We start from the raw sequence: 21406 nt of genomic DNA, 5'->3' as shown, positions 1-21406 counted from the left end.
CTTGACGGAGGCCGTTGACCGGACGGTTGGTCTCACACACAACCCGCGCCAACCGAGAGACAAATCCCATGGCTGCCTTCACTGTCCGCGTCTCAGATGCGACGTCTGCAAAGCTCGACGAACTCGCCGAGAGGCTCGGCCGTCCGCGCTCCGAAGTCGCTGCGGGTGCCATTGAGGAATTCGTGCACCGGCAAGCCTGGCAACTTGCCGAGATCGAGGCGGGTCTGGCCGAAGCTGAGCAAGGAGACTTCGCCAGCGACGCCGAAGTGGCGAAGGTCATCGCCAAATACGTGAAGCCAGCCGGACGAGGATGAGCCAACGTCCCATCCGATGGACAAGAAGAACGCTGCGGCGCCTCGATGAGATCGGCTCGTACATTGCCGAAGACAATCCCGCAGCTGCCGCCCGTGTCGTTGCGCGCATCATTTTTGCGGGTCGAATCCCTTGCTGAGAGCCCCGACATCGGACGCCCCGGCCGCGTGGCCGGCACCCGTGAGCTCGTGCTCACAGATGTCCCCTACATCGTGCCCTATCGCCCGACGACGGCCGGCATCGAGATTCTGACCGTGATGCACTCGGCTCAGAGATGGCCGGACGGGTTCTGACCCTGTCACCGGCAATACGCCGGTGCTGCCGCGCGCAATATGATTGTCACACAATCTTTGATGGATTGGGGTCTTCTGATACCGTATCATCGCTATGTTCAACAGAGGACGTTCGGCATGGTGCGTCTCAGGATTGACGTCTTGTTGGTCGCGGCGGCCTTGTTTGCTGGTCTCTTCGCCGACACGGCCTCGGCGGAGGACACCAGCCTCTCCCGCTTCCCCCAGCCCGGCTGGGCGACCGCCTCGCCCGAGGAAGAAGGCATGGACTCCGCGGCGCTGACGAAGCTCGTCGCCGCCGGCAAGACCATGAGGTTCGACAGCCTGCTGGTCACACGCCACGGCCGCGTCGTGCTCGATGCGTCCTACGCGCCCTACAAGGACGACGAGCTGCACATCATCAACTCCTCGACCAAGGCGGTCGTCGCCACGTTGATCGCGATGCTGCTCAAGGATGGCGTGCTCGACAGCCTCGACCATCCGGTGCTCGATTTCTTCAAGGATCGCAGGATCGACAATGTCGACGCGCGCAAGCAGGCGCTCACCGTGCAGCATCTGCTCAACATGACCTCCGGCCTGGACTGGGACGAGGGCTACAACGGCGGCGCCGAGACGTCGCTGTACGAGATGGGACGAAGCCCCGACTGGGTGCAGTATGTTCTCGACCGTCCGATGGCGCATGCGCCGGGCGAGACGTTCTACTACAACAGCGGCAACTCGCATCTGCTCTCCGCCATCGTCACCAAGCTCACCGGCAAGAGCGCGGAGGATTTTGCCCGGGAACGACTGTTCGCGCCGCTTGGCATCACCGAGCACGCCTGGTTCAAGGATTCCAAGGGGATTTCCGGCGGCGGATTCGGGCTCGCGCTGAAGCCGCGCGACATGGCGAAGATCGGCTACCTCTATCTGCGCCGTGGCCGCTGGGGCGAGCAGCAATTGCTGCCCCTCGACTGGATCGAAGCCGTCAACCACGCCACCGTCAGCATGAACGCGACGTTCGATCCGGGGCTCCGCTATGCCGATCAGTTCTGGGCCCTGCCGGAGCGGAACGTCTTCATGGCCGTCGGCTATCACTGCCAGGTCATCATGGTGCTGCCGGACCCTGACATCGTGGCCGTGATGACCGCGCGCAATTTCTGTCCGTTCCGCAAGCTTGCGAATGAGATCCTGGCCACGGTGAAATCGAATGAGGCCCTGCCCGCCGCTGATGGAGCCAAGGAGGCTCTGGCGGCCGCCATCAGCGAGGCCGGGACGGAGACGCGAGGCACGGTCGGCAGTGTCCCGGATATCGCGGCGACGATCTCGGGCAAGACCTACACATTTCCGCCCGGCCCGCTCGGCATCAACACAATCACCCTCAGCCTCACCGGACCCGAGCCGCAGGTCACCTGGGACATCCCGTCGCGAGACCGCAACGGGGGAACAGTTCATCTGCAGAGCCCGATCGGCCTCGACGGCCTCTATCGAGCGACTGCGCAACCTCACCCCTGGCAGCCCTACGTCTACCGCGCCATGAAGGGCAACTGGGTCGATCCGACGACCTTCGCGATCGACGTGCAGTTCATCGGCCAGGGCGAGGAGCGCAACTGGCGGCTCACCTTCGATGGCGACAAGGTGATGTTCAGAACCAAAGGCCGCTATGGCAAGGATCTGGCGATCGAAGGTCAGGCGGCGCCATGAGTCCCCGATCGGCTCCGCCAAATCTCCTGATAGCAGCGGAGTCCGGATGCCTTGGTGCTGACGGACCGCCAGACCGGGCCGGAAACAGTTTGGAACAGTTCTAATAACCTTCCGCGTGCCGCAGGCCACGGCTGCGATCTCCCGTCGTTTTCGCGAGCAGCTCATCTCGTGTATGTCTGCCCTCCCGCCGCGGCTCGTCCTGCGGTGGGGGATCGTTTTTCGATTGCGGTGGCATAATGTTGGGATTGCTGGAGCGGCTGGGGCTGCGTTTCGAGGATGCCGTCGAGGAGCGGCGCTTCGTTGATCAATTTGTTCATGGCAATACCGCCTGGACGCAGATCGCGATGCTGCTCGGTGCGCTCACCTTTGCCGGCTACACCTTGTGGGACTTCGTGCTCTATCCCGAGATCGTGCCAACGACGCTCGCGATCCGCGGCGGCACCGCAATGCTGGTGCTGCTGCCGATGACGGCGCTGCTGTCGACGCCGGCGCGCCGATGGGCGGAGCCGATCCATCTGGTCTATTGCGTGATCCCCGGCTGCGTGCTGCCGACGATCTACTGGGTGCTGCCGTCGGGCTTCACCTACTCCGCGGCCGGCATGATCATCGTCATCCTGTTCGTGTCCACCATGCTGCCGCTGCGTACCGGCTCCTACGCGATCTTCTGCGCGACGAGCTGGAGCGCGCTGGCGGTCGCCGAGAGTCTCGCGACGGAGCCGCTGCCGCCGGGCCTGCGCTTCATCGATCATTCGCTGGTCGGCAATGCCTGCCTGCTCTCGCTCTATGCGGTCGGGGCGCGGGAGTACCAGGCGCGCAAGCAGTTCCGCACTGCCGAGGCACTGCAGCGGGAGAAGGAGCGCTCCGAGACCTCGCTGCGCGATCTGCATGCCACGCAGGCCCATCTCGTGCAGGCAGAGAAGCTGGCCTCGCTTGGCCAGCTCGTCGCCGGCGTCGGCCATGAGGTCAGCACGCCGCTTGGGCTGGCGCTGACCACGTCGACGGCGATGGAAGGCGACGTCCAGGCGATCACGCGCATGCTTGGCGGCGGCCCGGTGCGGCGCTCGGATCTGGCGCGGGGCGTCGCGCGGCTGCAGCAGGGTCTGCACCTGACGACGCAGAGCCTGCATCGTGCCTCCGAGATGGTCCACAGCTTCAAGCAGGTCGCCGTCGACCAGGCCAACGAGGCGCTGCAGACCTTCGAGTTGCAAAGCTGGATGACCGATCACGTCGCCAAGCTCCGCCCGCTGCTGGTGCGCCAGGGACTGACGGTCGTGCTGTCCTGCCCGGAGGGCATCGTGCTCACCAGCTATCCCGGCGCACTCGGGCAGGTCATCAGCATCCTCGCCTTCAATGCGGCGACGCATGCCTATCCTGGCGACAGCAGCGGCGTCTTCACCGTGGAGGTCGCACAGCCCAGCGATGAGTCGGTGCGCATCGTCTGCGCCGATCAGGGCGTCGGCATGCGCGACCAGGTGCGCGGCCGGGTGTTCGACCCGTTCTTCACCACGCGCCGCGAGAAGGGCAATGCCGGCCTCGGCCTGCACATCGCCTTCAACCTCGTGGCATCCACGCTCGGCGGCCGCATCGAGCTCGACAGCCGGCCGCAGCAGGGCACGCGCATCACGCTGGACATTCCGCTGATCGGGCCGGGCAAGCCGGCCGAGCTGGAGCTCGCAGCAGCGCAATAATCCCGATGATCAAGCGCATCGAGGCTCGCCGCGGAACTGTCCCCGCGCGATGCATCGCGGCGATCAGGCAAGGAACCGTCGCACCGCTCTGCCGCCGTCACGAACGAGCGATCGCACGAGCAGATGAGAACCTCCCTGTGCCCCGCACGGCCTGCGCTCCAGCATGCGCAGCTGCTCATGCGTCTTGCGGCCGCCGCGCATCAAGGCCAAGGGCGACGGCTCGGGCGCGATGACCGACCTGCAGGAGGAGCCGGTCGGCGAGAACATGGTGCTGTCGAACCGCGACAAGACCGAGAGCTCGCGCGAGTGCGGCCAGGACGGCCGCTGCGTCGAGACCGAGCAGTATCAGGACCACAACGACAACAAGGGCCGCGGCTGAGAACGTCGTAACGTGGCGTCGTAGGGTGGGCAAAGGTGCGCCGTGATGTCGCGGATCAATCCGCGCTGTGGCGCGCGCGGTGGCATCACGGCGCGCCTTTGCCCACCCTACATGTCAGATGCGCTCGGCGCTCTAGGCCTTGGCCAGACCGGCGCCGCGGGCGCGACGGATCGCGTTGGCGGCGATGATGATATGCAGCAGCAGCGACAGGCCGAAGCCAAGGGCATGCTGCGCCGCTGTGGCCGGGATCGTCAGCACGGTGACGAGGCCGAGCGGAATGAACAGGACGATGCCGGTGACGAGGCCAGGATTGTAGCCGCGAAAACGCAGCGCCGGGCCGATATGGCCGAGCGCGTTGACGAGCATCAGATAGGGCGCGACCAGCGCCCAGGCCGGGCCGGCGATCCAGGCGACGTAGAGCGCAATCAGGTCGATGCCCCAGACCGCGCCGCAATTGACCCAAAGCACGTCGCCGGTGGTCAGCGCCTCGCGGCCGCCGAACATCACGGTGTTGACGAAGCTGCGGAAGCGGTCGCCGGTGTGCTCCTCGACCTGGTGGATCATGTAGCCCGGCGAATGCAGGAAGATCAGCAGCAGCGCGAGCGGCCAGTCCGCCGCCAGCAGCGGCACCAGCGCCAGCAGCGCCGCGGCCATGAACACGGCGCCGGCAACCCAGTGACGGGTGAGAAGCTCCAGCATCACCTAGTGATGCGCGAGTCGGCCGAACTTGCCAAGCCGGGTTGCCCCGGAGCGACGCCGCCTGCTCCGGGAGGCTGCGGCCTGATGTCCCATCGCAGCCTCCAAACCTTGCGGGGCGCGGCGCGACCTACTTCAGCAGCACCAGGCATTCGCCGGCCGGCGTGGCGTTGGCGCGGGCAGTGTCGCGATCGAACCTTCCGGCCATCACCAGCGGCCTGACACGCTCGACGATGACGTCCTTGACGACGCTGTCCGGGCCGATGGCCGGCGCAGACGCGTCGTAGATCTGCTTCGCCACCGGCGACAGCTTGGCGGCACAGCTGTCGGCGGCGGCGCGGTTGCCGGCCAGCGCGGCCTGCGACAGAAGACATTGGGAGACGGCGATGAATGTGACAAACGGGAATGCGACGCGCAGCATGGCAATCAGTCCTTCGTTCAAATGAGGTTCAGCCCGGCGCAAGCAGGCCCGGTCCGGAGCACATCCACTCATTGTCCGGCCGCCTGCATGCGGGCTCTGATCTAACCCGAGCCGGCAGCAACGCCTACTCGATTTCGCCCGTCCGCCCGCCGAGGTTCAGACCGTGCAGCAAGCTCCTGAAATACTTCGAAAAACCCCGGTGCAGAAGCGCACGCGGCAGACCCTCGACGTGATCTTCGAGGCAACCGCTCAACTTCTGCAGAGCGGCGGCGGCAAGGGCCTGAGCACGAACGCCATCGCCGAGCGCGCGGGCTTCTCGATCGGCACGCTCTACAGCTATTTCAGGGACAAGACCTCACTGTTGCATGCGCTGGTGCTGCGCGAGTTCGCTCGCCAGGAGGCGGAGTTCGGGGAGGCGCTGGAGGCGCATCGCGGGCTTGGACGCGAGGCGATCGTGCGCGCAGCGGTGCGCCAGGGCTTCGCCCCGTTCGCCGGCCGTCACCGTGTGCGGCGCTATCTGCTCGGCCTGCTGGGCAATGACGCGGAGCTGCAGAAGGCGCTGCACGAGATGGTGGACCGCATGACCGAACGGCTGATCCAGACGGTGGGTTTGCGGAGCGAGGCGATGCCGGCCGCGCGCCGCTTCATCCTGGTCCGCGCTGCGCTGGGCCCGATCCGGGCTGCCCTCATGCGCGAGCATCGCCTCGTCGGCACGCGCGAGCTCGAGGACGAACTGGTGCGGCTGATGCTGTTCCTGCTGGAGCCGGATCCCGCCAGATCGTCATGAGAGCCGTCACGAGGGGCGGTCGGGCTTCGCGGCCGCCAGCCGCTCCGCGAGCTTCCTCAAGGCCTCCTCCGAGGCCGGCCGGCTCTGGAACTCGCGGATCGCGCGCGACAGCTCCTGATCCGACATCGGATGCGCCGGCTGCTTGATGCGGCCGTCGGCGAGGGCAGCTGCGATGGTTTCGATATGCGGCCCCGTGCCACCGAACAATTGGCGGAGCCGGGAGAGGAACGCGATGTGGGGCACGGCTGTTCTCCCGATGCGGCGACCGGCAACTTCGACCGCATCTGCTGAAAGCCACCTTAGTCGGCATCGCCGGCTCCGTCGTCTCATTTGATACAAAACAGCGCCCGGACGGTACGATTTTCATGGATGCGGACCGGATCGTCACCGAGAAGCTCAGGGAGCATTCGAAGCTGACCGGCGAGGACATCGCCGAGATCCGGCATTTCAGCTTCGCTTTGCGCGAGCTTGCCGATCAGGAGGACCTCATCCGCCAGGGCGACGAGCCGGACCGTTCCGTCGTCGTGATCTCCGGATGGGTGGCGCGCTATCACCTGCTGTCCGGCGGCCAGCGGCAGTATCTCTCCTTTCACATGCCGGGCGACTGGCCCGACGCCCAGGCGATCTTCCTCGACCGCATGGATCACGCCGTCTGCGCGATCGGGCCGGCGGTGGTGGCGAGCATTGCGCACAAGGAGCTGACCCGCGCGATCAGCCGGCGGCCGACGCTCGGCTTTGCGATCTGGCGCGAGACGCTGATCGATGCGTCGATCTTCCGCGAGGCCATCACCAACAACAGCGCGCGGAGCAAGCCGGCGCGCATGGCGCACATGTTCTGCGAGCTGTTCTATCGCGCCCGCGCGCTCGGACACGTCCGGGACGATCAGTTGCAGTTGCCGGTCAGCCTGGTGCAGCTCGGCGAGGCGCTGGGCATGGCGATCGCGACGGTCAACCGCACGCTGCTCGAGCTGCGCGCCAGCCGCGCGGTCGATTTCCGCAGCGGCATGCTGACGGTGCACGACTGGACGCGGCTATGCGCGATCGGCGAGTTCGATCCCGGCTATCTGCACCTGAAGAAGCAGCCGCGCTGAGGCACAGGTCTCAGCGCGGCGAAGTACGTGGGCTCGTCGAGCCCACCTCTCGCGCCGCCTCAGGTCAGGCGGCGACCTTGGTGATCAGCTTGACCGCGTAGGCGTAGGGCCCGTTCGGGCTCTTCTCGGCGATCCAGGCGCAATGCCAGTCGGAGCCGTAGCGCAAGCCCGTGTCCCATCCCGAGCCGCCGCCGTGCTCGTTGTCCCACGACCAGGCCTTGCGGTCCTTCTGAGGATCGGAAGGGAAGCTGCTGCCGCTGTAGACGGAGATCTGCCCCTGCTGCGCGCGGAACGGCGCGTTCGTGCTCCACTTGAGCCACAGATTGCCCTGCTCCTCGTAGGACGTGAGCGACCATTGGTAGGTCGCCGAGACGGTCTGCGGATTAGTGCTGGTGGTGGCCGAGGTCTGCTCAATGACTGCCATGATGGTCTCCGTTCAAAATGAGATGAAAAATCTTCACGATACTGGCTGTCCAAAAGACAACCATTGCTTGCATATCCGATGAAACTCGCCTCGGCAACAAGCCTCCCTCGCACAACGACGTGATCGCGCGGCGGGCGTCGCGTTCAGCAGCGGCCGCAGGCCCTGCGCTCAGATGCAGAGACCGATGACCTTGATGCTGAGGTGGCAGTCCTTGGCGGAGGACGCCGGCTTGGCGCCCCAGCGCGTCACCGGCCTGGCGTCGCCCTTCCCGGATCGTGTCGCCGTCTGCGCGACCACGGCCTTGCCCTTGCTCTTCGGAGCGCCCTTCGGCTTCTCGGCGTCGTAGTCGCCCGCGATCACCATCGCCCAATAGGTGCGCTTGCCGCTGGCATTCCTTGCGCTGGCGATGCCGACCTTGGTCGCCTTCGGCAGCAGCAGGTTCTTGCGGTGCCCCGCCGAGTTGATCCACTGCCCCAGCGTCTTGTCGAAATTGTCATAGCCGTAGGCGATGTTCTCGGCGGCGCGGCCGGCCTTCGACGGCGCGACGCGGCGGGTGAAGGGAGCGAGCACCTCGTGGCTGAGATCGTCCTTATCGGCCATCGCGCGCGCCTGCTCCATCGCGATGCGGTCGAGCGTCGCGTCGCGCGTCACGCGGCCTTCGCCATGGGCGAGCCGGAACGCCGAGATCTGGTCGGCCGGCGCGGCGTCGCCGGCCCGCGCCGCGGACGCTGCGGTCGTGGCGAACAGCGCCGCGATCAGGAGAGTGCGGAAGCCGCGCAGCATGAGATGAAGCATCGGCATGCTAGTCCACCCTCTCGAGCGCATAGACGTCGATCGTCGGCTCCTCATAGGGATGCGCACTGCGGATCGCCTGGATCACGGACCTCAGCCTGTCCCCGGCGCACACGGCCTCGATGCGCTCCTCCTCGACCGTCTCGAGCCGGCCGACCGCGCCGATCGCCGGGTTGGCGCCGGCGAGCGGGCGAAACCGGCCGGTGCCCTTCGAGGTAAACGAACAATGATCATAGTTGCCGATGCGGCCGGCGCCGGCCTCGCCCATCGCGTGGCGCACGGCGTCACCCGCCGCTTCCGGGACATGGACGACGATCTTGTAGGTCTTCATGCGGGCTTGGATCCGGACGTCGATCACACGGCCGTTACCATCGCGGCGCCGCCGGCGCAATTTTCAGCGGCTCACGGGCAGTCACAATCACGCCAACGCCGGCGCCGGTGAGCAGCCATTCCGAAACACGCCTTGTGCGACGCAGCAAACCCGATATCTATCGGTACTCTCTCCCGCATTCCCAACACCTTGGAAGGCCCGCGCCTTGGCTGATACCAGTGCCGACACCATCGAGATCGTCCGCCACCGGCCGATGGGCTTCACCGAATTCGTCATCGTGGTCGCGGCGATCATGGCGCTCAATCCGCTGGCGATGGACATGATGCTGCCGGCGCTGCCGAACATCGGCGCCTCGTTCCATATCGACATCGCCAACCGGCTGCAGACGGTGCTGTCGGCCTTCGTCATCGGCTTCGGCCTCGGCCAGTTCGTGATCGGCCCGCTGTCCGACAGCTTCGGCCGGCGCCCGGTGCTGATCGGCGGCATGGTGCTGTATGCGGTCGCCAGCCTGCTCGCGATCGCCGCCCCGTCCTTCGAGATGCTGCTGCTGGCGCGCGCGCTGGAAGGCCTCGGCACCGCGGCGACGCGCGTGATCGCGACCTCGATCGTGCGCGACTGCTATGCCGGCCGCCGCATGGCGAGCGTGGTCTCGCTGGCGATGATGGTGTTCATCGCCATTCCCGTGATCGCACCGTCGTTCGGCCAGGCTGTGATGCTGCTGACGCAGTGGCGCGGCATCTTCGTGGTGCTGACCTTGTACGGCATCGTCACCTTGCTGTGGACCGCGATGCGGCTGCCCGAGACGCTGCCCGAGAGCGAGCGCAAGCCGTTCTCGGTCAAGGAGATCATCGCGGCCTTCCGCAACACCCTCACCAACCGCCAGACGCTCGGCTATGCGCTCGCCGCGAGCGGCATCTTCGGCGCCGTGCTCGGCTATGTGCTGTCCTCGCAGCAATTGTTCACCGGCGTCTATCATCTCGGCCGCTACTTCCCGCTCGCCTTCGCGGCGATCGCGGTGACCATCGCGGTCGCCGGCTTCCTCAATGCCCGCCTCGTCGGGCGGCTCGGCATGCGCATGATCTCGCATGGCGCGCTGGTCGGCAGCGTCGTCATCGCGCTGGCCTGTTTCAGCGCGGCGGTTCTCGGCATGCTGCCGCTGTGGCTGTTCATGCTGCTGTCGGCGGGCATGATGTTCACGTTCGGCCTGATGTTCGCGAACTTCACCGCGCTGGCGATGGAGCCGCAGCGCGCCAATGCCGGCACCGCGTCCTCGCTCTACGGCTCGATCACGACCCTGCTCGGCATGGCCGCCGGCGCCGTCGTCGGCCAGGCCTTCGACGGCACCCCGCTGCCGTTCGCCGCGGGCTTCCTGGCCTGCACGTCGAGCGCGCTGGTCATCGTCCTGATCACCGAGAAGGGCCGGCTGTTCCACGGCCACGGCAAGCCGGTCTAGATCTGAAGCACTTGGCTGATCCGAGCGGTCAGCCACGCTCTCATTTCGCCTCGCTCCATCGGGAGAGGTCGGTGCGTAGCTCCGGTTGATGGGCCGCGTCCTTCGGCACGGAGATTTTGATCGGTCGCACGGGCAGACTGCGTTGCATTTGCTACACACAACTTCTTCTGCCAAGGTTGGTAACTTGGCATGCCGATACTGTGCGTGAAGACCTCCGGGACATCACCAGAATGCTGATGGGACATTCGGTGTCCGCGAGTGAAGGCTCAATCAATGGACACCGTCTACGTGATCCTGCTGATCACGACCCTCGTTCTGGGGTTCGTCGCAACCGTCCTATGGGGGCCAGACTTTGAGTGGTTTGGGCGCGATGTTGAGGCCGCTTACATCTTCAAGCTGGTCAGCGTCGGGCTGATCGTGTTCTTCCTGATCGCGATCACCTTCGGCCTCATCTGAGACCTCACAAACCCCAACGGCGCGGTACCCCGGAGGCGGCTAGTCACGATGAACGCATCATCGATTGCGTCTGATGCAATCCGTCCTCGCCCAATGGGAGAAGCAGACACCCGCTGCCGCACCGATCCCGCCAATTCTCAGATGCAGGGTCCCTGCCCGCGCTGCGGGCACAGCTTGAGCACGCTCGACAGCGTCAGCAGCAGACGCGCGCTGCGCGTCGTGTTGTCCGGGGCGCGATAGCTGAGCGGCGCGGCGACGCCGAGATCGGCGCGCCAGTCGTTCGGGAAGGTGAAGCGGATCCCGGCTCCCGCCGAGGTCAGCGCCACGCCGTCGGACGGCCGGAAGCCGTCGTTCCAGGCGAGCCCGGCATCGAAGAAGCTGTAGAGCTGGTAGCTCGTGAGATATTGCCAGTTCGGCTTCTGCTCGAAGCGGACCTCGAACGTGCCGGCGACGCCGTTGTCGCCGCTGATCTCGGCGCTGCCATAGCCGCGGCCATAGGCGAGGCCGCCGAGATAGAACTGCTGCGAATTGTACAGCGGACCCGAAGCGAGCTGGCCGGCGGCCGCGAGCTTCAGCGACCACGCCTCGGACAATTTCTGATAGCGCGCGAACCAGCCGCTGAAGACCGAGAAGCTCGGCGAGGCGCCCGCGCGCGACGCAAGGGGATCGTCGAGCGGCGTCGCCCCGAACGCGTTCAGGCCCTGCCGGTACGCCGCCGTCAGGTAGCTGTCGCCGCCGAGATCATCCTTCCAGCGGTAGTCGGCGGTGAAGGTCAGCGTCCGCACGCGATCGCGATACCAGATGCCGAACAGGTCGCGCTCGGTCACGTCGCTGAAGGCCGCCGCGAGATTGAGCTTCAGCGAGGCGCGCTGCGACTGGATCGGCACGAGGCCGCCACGCAGCTCGAGCGTCTCGGTCACCGTGTTGTCGTTGAACAGCCGTCTCCGGTCGCCCGGCCGCACCTCGCTGTACAGCGCGGAGGCGCCGACATAGGCGCCGTCGGTGCCGACCGGCACCTCATAGGACAGCCGTCCGAAGGCGAGCTGGCGCGGATCTCCCGGCGTCGTCGACAGGTTGGCGGTGAGCGTGTCGCCCGGCAGCAGATAGGAGTTGAAGGCGGCCGTGGCGTAGTTCTGCCAGGGACCGACGGTCGACGAGCCGAGATTGTCGACGCCGGCGAAGCCGTAGACGTGCCAGGTCTGCAGCTCGATCACCAGGCGGAACCGGCCGGTGGTGCCGCCGATCTCCTCCAGCGCGGAATCGACCAGACGGACGCCGCCGCGGCCGTTGATCAGCAGCAACTGCCGCTCCAGCGTCTCCAGCCGTGACGGCTGCTCGGCCAGCACGGGGGCGAGCATCGGCCGGATGCCGAACTCTTCCGCGCCGGCGCCCTTCAAGGTCACCTCGGTGATGCTGCCTTCGAGGATCTGGATCCGCACCCGGCCATCGCGGATGTCCTGCGGCGGTATGATCGCACGGCTGAGATGATAGCCGGCGGCGCGGTACTGATCGCTGATCGCGGTCGTGATCGCCGCGAGGTCGGCCTGCGACACCGGCTTGCCGAGATAGGGCTGATAGCTCGCGGCGAGCTGCTCGGCGGGCAGCGCGGACGCCCCCGTCAGCGTGACGCCGCGCATGGTGAACAGGGGCTTGCGATCGCCGCCGCCCTGGGGCGCGAATTGCGGCGCACGCGGCCGCGGCGGCGGCTGCGTCGACCGCGACTGCTGCTCGTCGAAATAGCGCTCGGTCTGCCGCGGATCGAAGCCCGGCTGGCTGACCTGCTGCGCGTGGGCCGTCGCTGCAAACAGCGATGCGGACAGGGAAATGCCGGCGGCGATCACGGCTCCATGCAGCCGTCGCGAGCCGGGCAGTCCGGCCGCGCCGTCGCGCCAACCCGCAGTCCTCCCAGTTCCGTCGACACAACCAGCGCGCATCCCTCGTTTCTAGTTTGTTAAGGTCAACGAAGCGTAAATGCGTGAGGGAAACACGGCTGCAACTCCTAAGGGTCTCTTGAAACATTTCGATTAGTTTCAAAAGCTGCCAACGATGCGAGTTCTTGCCATGTCGTCCAAGCGCTTCCTGATCCCGGGACTGATCGCCGCGTGCCTTTTCGGTGCAATGCCGGCCGCGTTCGCGGCCGACGGTGAGCCGTGGCTGGTGAGCAAATCGTCCGGTGAGGTCTGGGTCACCACCCAGGGCGCAGCGCAGGTGTCGCTCGGTCGCGAGGACCCGCTGAAGCCAGGCGATACGATCCGGACCGGGCCGACCGGCCGCGTCCGCCTGACCCGCGGCGCCGAGACCATCGTGATCGCGCCGAACTCCGAGGTCGGCCTGCCCGCCGCGCCCAGGGACGGCATGGCGACGACCATCCTGCAGCGCGCCGGCTCGATCCTGCTCGACGTCGAGAAGCGCAACGTCCAGCATTTCGAGGTCGAGACGCCCTATCTCGCCGCCGTCGTCAAGGGCACGCAGTTCAGCGTCACGATCTCCGGCCGCAGCACCAAGGTCGAGGTCAGCCGCGGCCAGGTGCAGGTGTCGGATTTCAAGACCGGCCAGATCGCCCAGGTGATGCCGGGCCAGGCCGCCACCGCCTTTGCGACCGGCCGCTCCGGCCTCAGCCTGTCCGGCGCCGGCACCTTCAGCCCGATCGAGCAGGGCCGCCCGCGCGCCTCCGCCATCGATCGTGTTCCGGTGCCGCGCGACGGCCTGCAGGCGCCGCGCGAGGCCAAGGGCAGCGTGATCCACGCGCTGAACGCCAGCGGCCCGCCCGCGCGTCCGGGCACGACGGTCGCCGCTCAGCAGCATTCTGCGGCCGGCTTCGGCAGCGCGAAGCCCGGCGTGGTGCGGATCTCGTCATCGATCGGCGAGGTCAATTTGAACATCCAGAAGGCGACGCGCGGCCTTGCCCATGGCGCCCACGCGCCGGCCGCCGGTGGAGGACGAAACACCGCCTGGAATGATGCGCGCGGCAACAGCGGCAATTCGACGAGCAACTCGGCGACCGCGAACGGCTCGTCGGGAGATTCCTCAATCGCGGCCGCCGTCACCGCGGCGATCGGTTCGCCGAGCGGATCCGCCAGCGCCAATGCGGCCGGCAATGGCGACGCCGGCAATGGCAACGGCAACGATGGCAGCCGCGGCGGCAACAATGGCGGAAGTGGCAACGGCAACAACGGCCAGGGCAACAACGGCAACGGCGGCAACGGCAACAGCGGCAACGGCAACAGCGGCAACAGCGGCAACGGCAACAGCGGCAACAGCGGAAACAGCGGTCACGGCAATAGCGGCAACCATGGCAACGGCAATGCCTACGCTTACGGTCACAACAAGAACTGAGGATCCGCCATCGAGCGTCACGCCGACGTCATGCGTGCTCATGGGGGGAGCGCAGGCCAGCAGGGATCCTGATGGCTCTGTGCGCGGAGCGGGATGAGATTGGGATCGACGTGGCACGCAGTCATTCGAGAGACGGGACGTTCAGGCGGTTCATGCCGCATATTCTGGTCGTCGTTGCGCTGCTGACGGTCGGCCTGTCGGGCGGCCACGAGCTGTTGAGCAACGCCCTCGTCGATCTGCGCTTTCGCCTCGACAACCGCCCCGCCAGCGGCGAGATCGCGGTGGTCGCGATCGACCCGCGCTCGATCGAAGCCATCGGCGTCTGGCCGTGGCCACGGACCCAGCATGCGCGCCTGCTCGAGCAGTTGCAGCGCGCCGGCGTCCGCGACGTCGCCTTCGACGTGGATTTCAGCACACCGTCCGACGCGGCCGGCGATCAGGCGTTCCTGACCGCGCTGCAGAATGCCAAGAGCTCGGTCGTGTTGCCGGCCTTCAGGCAGCTCGATGCGGCCGGGAAGGACACCGCCGTTCACCTCAACCGGCCGCTGCCGCAATTCGAGCAGCTCGCATGGTCGGCCTTCGTGAATATCGAGGTGGCGCGCGATGGCCGCGTCAGAAGCTATGCTTTCGGCGAATATTGCGAGACCGGCGGGGGCAAAACCTTCCTGCAATCCATGGGCGCGTTCCTCGCCGGCAGCGATGCGGTCAAGGACAGCTCCTTCCTGGTCGACTACGGCATCGATCTGTCGTCGCTGCCGCGGGTGTCGTATGTCGACGTCCTCCGTGGCGACGCGGCGGCGCTGGCCCGGATCAAGGACAAGCGGGTGATCGTCGGCGCCACCGCGATCGAGCTCGGCGACTATTACAGCGTGCCGAACGGCCGCGTCCTGCCCGGCGTCATGCTGCAGGCGCTGGCGGCCGAATCGATCATTCAGCACCGCACCCTGCTCTCGACGTCGACGGCGGCCACCCTGGGCGGCCTGCTGCTGATCGTCATCATCATGCTGGCGAGCTGGCGGCACCTCTCGGCGGCGCGGCGCGCGCTGCTGATCGCCATGATCAGCGTCCTGATCGAGGCCGTGGCGCTGCTGCTGCACGACCGCTACGCCCTGGTGCTCGACACCTCGATGCTGCAGATCGCGCTGGTCGCCTATCTCGCGGCCACGGCCCTCGACGAGATCGACTTCCGCGGCCTGCTGCGGCACGTCGCCGAGAGCCGTTTCGAGCGGATCGCGATGTCGATCGGCGACGGGCTGGTCTGTACCGACCGCGACCGGCGCATCACGGTGTGGAATCCGGGCGCGGTCGCGATCTTCGGCTACGGTGCCGGCGAGATCATCGGCCAGCCCTTCGCGCGTCTGCGCGCCGACGGCAGCGACACCCATGACCTGTTTCCGCAGCAGGAGGCGGCGCTGCCGGCGACGTTGATGCCCGGCGGATCCACCATCGAGTTCGACGGCCGGCGCAAGGACGGCGAGGTGTTTCCGGTCGAGGCGAGCTTCTCCGCCTGGCAGGGTGCCGACGGCCTGCAATATGGCGTGATCCTGCGCGACATCTCGGCGCGCAAGCGCGAGGCCGAGCGCATCCGCTACCTCGCCGAGCACGACACGCTGACCGTGCTGATCAACCGCAACACGCTGCAGAGCGAGCTCGCCGCCATGATCGCGACCGCGGATGCCGCGTCCGACCGCGTGGCGCTGCTGGTGATCGGGCTCGATGCCTTCCAGCGCATCAACGACATGCTCGGCCACGCCTTTGGCGACAGCGTCTTGCGCGCGGCGGCCGAGCGGCTCCGCACCGAGATCGGCAGCATGGGCCGCGTCGCCCGGCTCAGCGGCGACGAGTTCGCCGTCGCCATTCCCTGCTCCGCCATCGGCGGCACCGTGGCCGAGCTCGCCGATCATCTGTCGCATTTGTTCGAGGCGCCGCTGGACGCGGGCACGCGCCAGCAGCGCGTCAAGGTCACCCTCGGCGTCGCGGTGCATCCCGAGGGCGGGCACTCGGCAGACGAGCTGCTCAGCAATGCCCACCTTGCCCTCTGTCGCGCCAAGACGGACCGGCGGGGCAGCCATGTGCTGTTCGAGAGCGCCATCCGCCACGAGCTCGAGCAGAGATTGACGCTGGAGGCGGAGCTTGCGCTCGCCGTCGAGCGGAACGAATTCGAGCTGTTCTACCAGCCGCAGGTGGAGCTGTTGGACGGCCGCGTGATCGGCGCCGAGGCGCTGATCCGTTGGCGTCACCCGACCCGCGGCCTCGTGCCTCCCGGTGATTTCATTCCGGTCGTCAACACCTCGCATCTTTCCGAGGCGGTTGCGACCTGGGTCATGGCCACCGCCTGCCGGCAGGCGCGGGACTGGCAGCTCGCCGGCCACGACATTCGCGTCGGCGTCAACCTCTCGCCGTCCCAGTTCCAGTCCGGCGACCTCGCGGCCTTCGTCAGCAAGCTGCTCACCTCGACCGGCCTGTCGCCGCGCCTGCTCGAGCTCGAAGTCACCGAGGACATCCTGCTGCACGACGAACCCGGCGTGCTGCAGACGTTCAACCGGCTGCAGGCACTCGGCGTCAGCCTGGTGTTCGACGATTTCGGCACCGGCTATGCAAGCCTGAGCTACCTGAAGAAATTCCCGCTCGACGGTCTGAAGATCGACCGTTCCTTCGTGCGCGACGTGCTGACCCAGGCCGACGACGCGGCCATCGTCGGCTCGACGGTCAGCCTGAGCAAGCAGCTCGGCCTGTCGGTGATCGCCGAGGGCATCGAGAACGCGGCGACGGCCGAGTTCCTGCTGCGGCTCGGCTGCGAGCAGGGACAAGGCTATCACTTCGGCAAGCCGATGCCGGCAGCGGATTTCACGCAGCGGTTCCTGCAGGTGCACGAGGACACACGCCAAGCCGGCGCGGCGTGAGGTGAGATGGCGGGATTGATGCGAGCGGATGGGCCATGCGTGTTCACGCTCGCATCTCTCGCGTGTCGAGCACTAATCCACCGTTATGTCCGGGCGCCCAGTTCAAGGTTGGGCCCATGCGAGCGCCTGACTCACTGATCCGTCATGGCCGGGCTTGACCCACGGCTGTCCGGTTCAGCTTCCGCATATTGCGAGGCTCAACTGTTGTGGGTTTTTGGCAAGTTGGGGTGGCCCCGTGAGCAATTGATCGATGGGGCGGCGATGCATGAGGTTGGTGCGGACCAATCTGGCAAAGACCAAGGGGCTTTGGATTGCCTTCTGAAGGTCTTGCGCGAGGCGAAGCAAGAGGAAGGCGATCAGGGCAACGGCGATCTGGATACGAACGGCGTTCTCAGAAGTCCCGAGGAACCTGGTGATCTTGAGGGTCTGCTTGACCCAACGAAAGAACAACTCGATGGCCCAGCGGCGACGATAGAGGTCGGCGATCTCTTGAGCGCTGGCATCGAGGTCGTTCGACAGGATGCGCAGGATCTTTCCCGTTTCCAAGGTGACGCGCACTTCGCGCACCGCAGTCTGCATTGGATTGCGGCGGCTGTAGGCTTGGCGTTGTGGAAGGAAGCCGATGCGGTCGGAGAGGATGTTGCCATCCGCGATGACAGGCAACTCCTCCACGACCCGCAGCGGCGTATTGGATTTGAACCGGGTCACGATTCGACAACCGGCGGCGTCCAGTTGAGCCCACCAAGCATATTCATAATAGCCGAGATCGAAGACGTAGGTTGCTCCCGGCTCGATGGGCATCTGATGCGCTGCAGTATTGTCGTTGACGTTGGCTCCGCTGATTGCCGCATAAATCGGCCGGTCGGCGTCGGCATCATAGATCACATGCACCTTGGCACCGCAGACACCGGTAGAGAACCGTGCCCAGCCAGCGCTGGCTTCTGTCAGCCGTACGCTGGTCGAATCAATCAAATACGTCGTCTCGGCAAGCTTGCGGCGTAACCGGCGATGGGCCTGCTTCATCATGATGGCCAACAGGGCGGCAAACATCTCCGCAGGCCGATTCATATTGGCGTCCGCGAAAGTCGAGCGGCGGACAGGGCCCCCACCCAGGTGATAAAGCCGCGCGGTGTGGCTCGACAGCCCGGTGACAATCTCACGCAGACTGGAAGCCCCCGAAAGCTGACCGTACAGCAGCGCCACAAATTGGTCTTTGGTGGAAAGCCGTCGAATCCGCGCGTCCGTGCCATGCTCGTCCACAAGCGCCTCGAAGCGATGCCAGGGGACCAACTTCAGAATGTCTCGGAATACTGTATTCTGATGCGGCATGGCGGGACCTTCCTGGTGTGTCTCGAACATTTGGCGATGCTCAAGACCGCAGAAGAATCCACGCCATGCACCATGTCCAGTCTGTCTGAACCGGACAGCCGTGGGCTTGACCCGGCCATCCAGCTCCTTGAACGGCTTTCCGTTGAAGGGATGGATGCCCGGGTCAAGCCCGGGCATGACGAGCTGACGAGCGGGTGCCACGGACGAACGAGAGAGTGCGATGAGCGCTTCGCGCTCAGCCCTTCTTGCCGCCCTTGCCTTCGCTTTCGAGCGCCTTGCGCACCGCCTTGAACTCCTCGCGCGAGCCGGCGTCGACGCGCGGAAAATGCAGGTCCAGGCCATCCAGCGCGGAGACGATGGTCGAGCCGATGACGACACGGGCGAACCATTTGTGGTCGGCCGGAACGACATGCCACGGCGCATAGGGCGTCGAGGTGTGGCGCACGATGTCCTGATAGACCGCCTGGTAGCGATTCCACCTCGCGCGCTCGGTGACGTCGCCCATCGAGAACTTCCAGTTCTTCGCCGGCTCCTCCAGCCGGTCGAGAAAGCGCTCGCGCTGCTCCTCCTTGGAGATGTTGAGGAAGAACTTCAGGATCACGGTGCCGTTGCGCGTGAGGTAGCGCTCGAACGCGGAGATGTCCTCGAAGCGCTCGTGCCAGATGTTCTTGGTGACGAGCCTCGGCGGCAGCTTCTCCGCTTTCAGGATCTCCGGATGCACGCGCGTGACCAGGCATTCCTCGTAGTAGGAGCGGTTGAAGATGCCGATGCGGCCGCGCTCGGGGAGCGCGATGGCGCTGCGCCACATGAAGTCGTGGTCGAGCTCCTTGGAGGTCGGCTGCTTGAACGAGGTGACCTCGCAGCCCTGCGGATTGACGCCCTCGAAGATGCTCTTGATCGCGCTGTCCTTGCCGGAGGCGTCCATGCCCTGCAGCAGCACCAGCACCGACCAGCGGTCCTGCGCGTAGAGCTTCTCCTGGAAGTCGGCGAGCCGCTGGCGGTTCTGCTCGATGATCGCCTCGCCCTCTTCCTTGGCGAGGCCGCCCTTGACCTTGGTCTTGTGCGACTTGAGATGAAACTTGTGTCCGCCATCGATCCGGAACGGCGAGATGAAACCATCGAGCTCATCGGCCAGCGTGCGCGGTTTCTTGCTCATGAGGACGGCTCTCCGGGGCTGAATTGCGTTTCGAGGAAGGCGGTCACGAAGCGCGGCATCGCCGCAGTCAGATCATTCCTGCTTCGAACCAGCCGTATCGAGCAGAGTTCCGGCTCGTCCTGGGCCGCGAGGTTGGCCTCGATGCGGCGCTGCAGAGCCTCGCCCATGTCAGAGGCGTCGAGCACACGCATCAGCGCGATCGACGCGCCGGTCACGACACAGTCCCAATGCGCCGCAGCCTGATAGTCCGATGGCGCGAGTCCCGTCTCCTCCTCGACCTCGCGCGCGACGTTGGCGGCGAGATCGAGCACACCGTCGCTGACGTCGTCGAGATCCGGCGTGCCGGCGGGAAAGTACAGCCGGCCGGCATTGGCGGTATGCGCGCCCATCTCGCCGAGCACGAAGGCGCCGTCCGCGGACCGCAGCGCGCCCATGCCGAAGCCGTTGAAGGCGGTGCGATCCGGAAAGCCCCAGTCGCGCCACGCCAGCAGGCTCGCGAAATCGGTCTCGAAATAGCTCGCCGAAAAACGTCCATCCGCGATGCGCGGATTGCGCCCGAGCAGCACACGGCCGTTCCACAGGCCGGGCCTCGCGCGCCGGCATTCGGCGAAATGCGCCGCGATGTCGTCGCGGCGCTGGTTCGCGAACGGCCAGTCCCACGGCTCGACCTTGAGGTCGAGCGTGGTGACGCGCTGGATGACGACGTCCGTCATCCGCTATTTCGCGCCCTTCGCCTGCTCGACGAACTTGTTGGTGAAGGTCTTGCTGACGTCGACATTGGCCTTGGCGACGTCGGGCGAGCCGGTCGAGAACACCGCGAGCACGGCGTCGGCGCCCTTCGGATCCATCTTGCCGGTCTGGGAGTACATCGGGATGGTGTTCTTCAGCGCCGCGAGATACAGCGCCTTGTCCTTGCCAACGAGCTCTTCCGGCATCTTCGCCATGATCTCCTCCGGCGTATGCGAATGGATCCAGCTCAGCGTCGCCACGATGGCGTTGGTCAGCGCCTGCGCCTCCTTGTCATGGCCGGCGATCCAGGCCGCCGTCGAGTACAGCGCGCCGCCGGGATATTCGCCGCCGAACACCTCCAGCGTGTCGTGCTGGGTGCGGGTATCGCTGAGGATCTTGAGGTCAGGATGCTTGCCCTGCAGCACGGTAACCGAAGGATCGAGCATGACGGCCGCGTCGATCTGGCCCTGCTCCATCGCAGCGACGGCGGTCGCGCCCAGGCCGACGCCGATCACGGCGGTGCCCGACGGATCGAGGCCGTTCTTCTTCAGCATGTATTTCAGGAAGAAGTCGGTCGAGGAGCCCGGCGCGCTGACGCCGACCTTCTTGCCGGCGAGATCCTTGATCGAGCTGATCTCCTTGTTGTGCGACGGCGCCACCACCAGCACGAGGCCGGGATAGCGGTCGTAGACGACGAAGGACTGCATCTCCTGCTTCTTGGCCGCGAGATTGACGCAGTGATCGAAATAGCCGGAGACGACATCGGCGCTGCCGCCGAGCACCGCCTTCAGCGCATCCGAGCCGCCCTTGAGATCGACCAGCTCGACGTCGAGCCCGGCCTTCTCGTATTCGCCGAGCTGCTTGGCCAGCACGGTCGGCAGATAGCACAGGCAGGCACCGCCGCCGATTGCGATGGTGACCTTGGTGGCCGCGCTGGCGAGACCGGTGCTCAGCGTCAGCGCCAGCAGCGCGCCGGTGACCCGGCTCAACATCTTGTTCATGTGTTTCCTCCGTTCTGTCGTTGGTCAGATTAGGCGTGTTGATGTGGCTTTAGAAGGCTGCGCCACCCACCGCCGTCGTCCCGGCGAACGCCGGGACCCATAACCCCAGGGAGTGGTTTGGGGCACACGGGACGACGGCGGAGGATGTGGGA

The 21406-nt window shown here is 66.1% G+C and carries 21 protein-coding genes and 1 pseudogene; 11 read left to right on the top strand and 11 right to left on the bottom strand.

Annotated elements, in window-relative coordinates; all coding sequences use genetic code 11:
* Positions 1-68: 68 nt before the first annotated feature.
* The 5 genes and pseudogenes from QX010_RS12925 (at position 69) to QX010_RS12905 (ending at position 4349) form a co-directional block, all read left to right on the top strand.
* Complete coding sequence (locus QX010_RS12925; RefSeq protein WP_315803771.1) at positions 69-314, top strand: CopG family ribbon-helix-helix protein; 246 nt, start codon at positions 69-71, stop codon at positions 312-314.
* Positions 311-605, top strand: a pseudogene (locus tag QX010_RS12920) (type II toxin-antitoxin system RelE/ParE family toxin). The gene QX010_RS12925 and the pseudogene QX010_RS12920 overlap by 4 nt, the downstream one beginning before the upstream one ends.
* Positions 606-722: 117 nt before the next feature.
* Positions 723-2282, top strand: a complete 1560-nt coding sequence (locus QX010_RS12915; protein WP_315803772.1) for a serine hydrolase — start codon at positions 723-725, stop codon at positions 2280-2282.
* A 236-nt stretch (positions 2283-2518) separates the two neighbouring features.
* Positions 2519-3970 carry a HAMP domain-containing sensor histidine kinase gene (locus QX010_RS12910; protein ID WP_316179860.1) on the top strand — a complete coding sequence of 484 codons (1452 nt, stop codon included), beginning with the start codon at positions 2519-2521 and terminating at the stop codon, positions 3968-3970.
* A 163-nt stretch (positions 3971-4133) separates the two neighbouring features.
* Positions 4134-4349, top strand: a complete 216-nt coding sequence (locus QX010_RS12905; RefSeq protein ID WP_316179859.1) for a hypothetical protein — start codon at positions 4134-4136, stop codon at positions 4347-4349.
* Between the two features lie 132 nt (positions 4350-4481).
* On the opposite strand, the gene QX010_RS12900 is transcribed toward QX010_RS12905, so the two are convergent.
* Both QX010_RS12900 and QX010_RS12895 read right to left on the bottom strand, forming a co-directional pair.
* Positions 4482-5048 carry an HXXEE domain-containing protein gene (locus QX010_RS12900; protein WP_315803775.1) on the bottom strand — a complete coding sequence of 189 codons (567 nt, stop codon included), beginning with the start codon at positions 5046-5048 and terminating at the stop codon, positions 4482-4484.
* 127 nt (positions 5049-5175) lie between these two features.
* Positions 5176-5466 (bottom strand): hypothetical protein, encoded by a 291-nt coding sequence (locus QX010_RS12895; protein ID WP_315803776.1) that lies wholly within the window; start codon positions 5464-5466, stop codon positions 5176-5178.
* 199 nt (positions 5467-5665) lie between these two features.
* Between QX010_RS12895 and QX010_RS12890 the strand changes: the two genes are divergently transcribed.
* Positions 5666-6253, top strand: a complete 588-nt coding sequence (locus QX010_RS12890) for a TetR/AcrR family transcriptional regulator (RefSeq protein WP_316179858.1) — start codon at positions 5666-5668, stop codon at positions 6251-6253.
* Positions 6254-6259: 6 nt separating this feature from the next.
* Here QX010_RS12890 and QX010_RS12885 read toward each other — a convergent pair whose 3' ends face one another.
* Complete coding sequence (locus QX010_RS12885) at positions 6260-6496, bottom strand: hypothetical protein (protein ID WP_315803778.1); 237 nt, start codon at positions 6494-6496, stop codon at positions 6260-6262.
* A gap of 122 nt (positions 6497-6618) precedes the next feature.
* Here QX010_RS12885 and QX010_RS12880 point away from each other — a divergent pair, with 122 nt between their 5' ends.
* Complete coding sequence (locus QX010_RS12880; RefSeq protein ID WP_315803779.1) at positions 6619-7344, top strand: Crp/Fnr family transcriptional regulator; 726 nt, start codon at positions 6619-6621, stop codon at positions 7342-7344.
* A 64-nt stretch (positions 7345-7408) separates the two neighbouring features.
* Here QX010_RS12880 and QX010_RS12875 read toward each other — a convergent pair whose 3' ends face one another.
* The 3 genes from QX010_RS12875 to QX010_RS12865 all read right to left on the bottom strand — a co-directional run bounded on the left by QX010_RS12875 (position 7409) and on the right by QX010_RS12865 (position 8891).
* The gene (locus QX010_RS12875) at positions 7409-7768 is read right to left on the bottom strand and encodes a hypothetical protein (protein WP_315803780.1); all 360 of its coding nucleotides are present in this window, start codon (positions 7766-7768) and stop codon (positions 7409-7411) included.
* Between the two features lie 168 nt (positions 7769-7936).
* Positions 7937-8569 carry a CAP domain-containing protein gene (locus tag QX010_RS12870; RefSeq protein WP_316179856.1) on the bottom strand — a complete coding sequence of 211 codons (633 nt, stop codon included), beginning with the start codon at positions 8567-8569 and terminating at the stop codon, positions 7937-7939.
* A gap of 1 nt (position 8570) precedes the next feature.
* Positions 8571-8891: a hypothetical protein gene (locus tag QX010_RS12865; protein ID WP_315803782.1), complete on the bottom strand. Its 321-nt coding sequence runs from the start codon at positions 8889-8891 to the stop codon at positions 8571-8573.
* A 205-nt stretch (positions 8892-9096) separates the two neighbouring features.
* Between QX010_RS12865 and QX010_RS12860 the strand changes: the two genes are divergently transcribed.
* Both QX010_RS12860 and QX010_RS12855 read left to right on the top strand, forming a co-directional pair.
* Positions 9097-10344 carry a multidrug effflux MFS transporter gene (locus QX010_RS12860; protein WP_316179852.1) on the top strand — a complete coding sequence of 416 codons (1248 nt, stop codon included), beginning with the start codon at positions 9097-9099 and terminating at the stop codon, positions 10342-10344.
* A gap of 273 nt (positions 10345-10617) precedes the next feature.
* The gene (locus QX010_RS12855; protein ID WP_316179851.1) at positions 10618-10800 is read left to right on the top strand and encodes a hypothetical protein; all 183 of its coding nucleotides are present in this window, start codon (positions 10618-10620) and stop codon (positions 10798-10800) included.
* 137 nt (positions 10801-10937) lie between these two features.
* Here QX010_RS12855 and QX010_RS12850 read toward each other — a convergent pair whose 3' ends face one another.
* Complete coding sequence (locus QX010_RS12850) at positions 10938-12734, bottom strand: ShlB/FhaC/HecB family hemolysin secretion/activation protein (protein ID WP_316179850.1); 1797 nt, start codon at positions 12732-12734, stop codon at positions 10938-10940.
* Between the two features lie 127 nt (positions 12735-12861).
* Between QX010_RS12850 and QX010_RS12845 the strand changes: the two genes are divergently transcribed.
* A complete protein-coding gene (locus tag QX010_RS12845) occupies positions 12862-14136 on the top strand; it encodes a FecR family protein (protein WP_316179849.1) in 1275 nt (424 codons plus the stop codon).
* Positions 14137-14288: 152 nt separating this feature from the next.
* Positions 14289-17039, top strand: a complete 2751-nt coding sequence (locus QX010_RS12840) for an EAL domain-containing protein (protein WP_316179847.1) — start codon at positions 14289-14291, stop codon at positions 17037-17039.
* 174 nt (positions 17040-17213) lie between these two features.
* Here the strand turns inward: QX010_RS12840 and QX010_RS12835 are convergent, their stop codons facing one another.
* The 4 genes from QX010_RS12835 to QX010_RS12820 all read right to left on the bottom strand — a co-directional run bounded on the left by QX010_RS12835 (position 17214) and on the right by QX010_RS12820 (position 21254).
* Positions 17214-18368 carry an IS4 family transposase gene (locus QX010_RS12835; RefSeq protein WP_315800429.1) on the bottom strand — a complete coding sequence of 385 codons (1155 nt, stop codon included), beginning with the start codon at positions 18366-18368 and terminating at the stop codon, positions 17214-17216.
* A gap of 235 nt (positions 18369-18603) precedes the next feature.
* Entirely contained in the window at positions 18604-19524 is a 921-nt protein-coding gene (locus tag QX010_RS12830) for a polyphosphate kinase 2 family protein (RefSeq protein WP_316179846.1), read from the bottom strand.
* On the bottom strand, positions 19521-20237 hold the full coding sequence (locus QX010_RS12825) for an NUDIX hydrolase (RefSeq protein ID WP_315805593.1): 717 nt from the start codon (positions 20235-20237) through the stop codon (positions 19521-19523). The genes QX010_RS12830 and QX010_RS12825 overlap by 4 nt, the downstream gene beginning before the upstream one ends.
* A 3-nt stretch (positions 20238-20240) precedes the next feature.
* Complete coding sequence (locus QX010_RS12820) at positions 20241-21254, bottom strand: ABC transporter substrate-binding protein (protein ID WP_316179844.1); 1014 nt, start codon at positions 21252-21254, stop codon at positions 20241-20243.
* Positions 21255-21406 lie beyond the last annotated feature (152 nt).

The sequence above is a fragment of the Bradyrhizobium sp. SZCCHNRI1009 genome (genome assembly GCF_032487575.1).
In the GTDB taxonomy this organism is placed as follows: Bacteria; Pseudomonadota; Alphaproteobacteria; order Rhizobiales; family Xanthobacteraceae; genus Bradyrhizobium.
The sequence above is the reverse complement of the archived record's forward strand: the minus strand, read 5'-3'. Positions and strand labels throughout refer to the sequence as shown.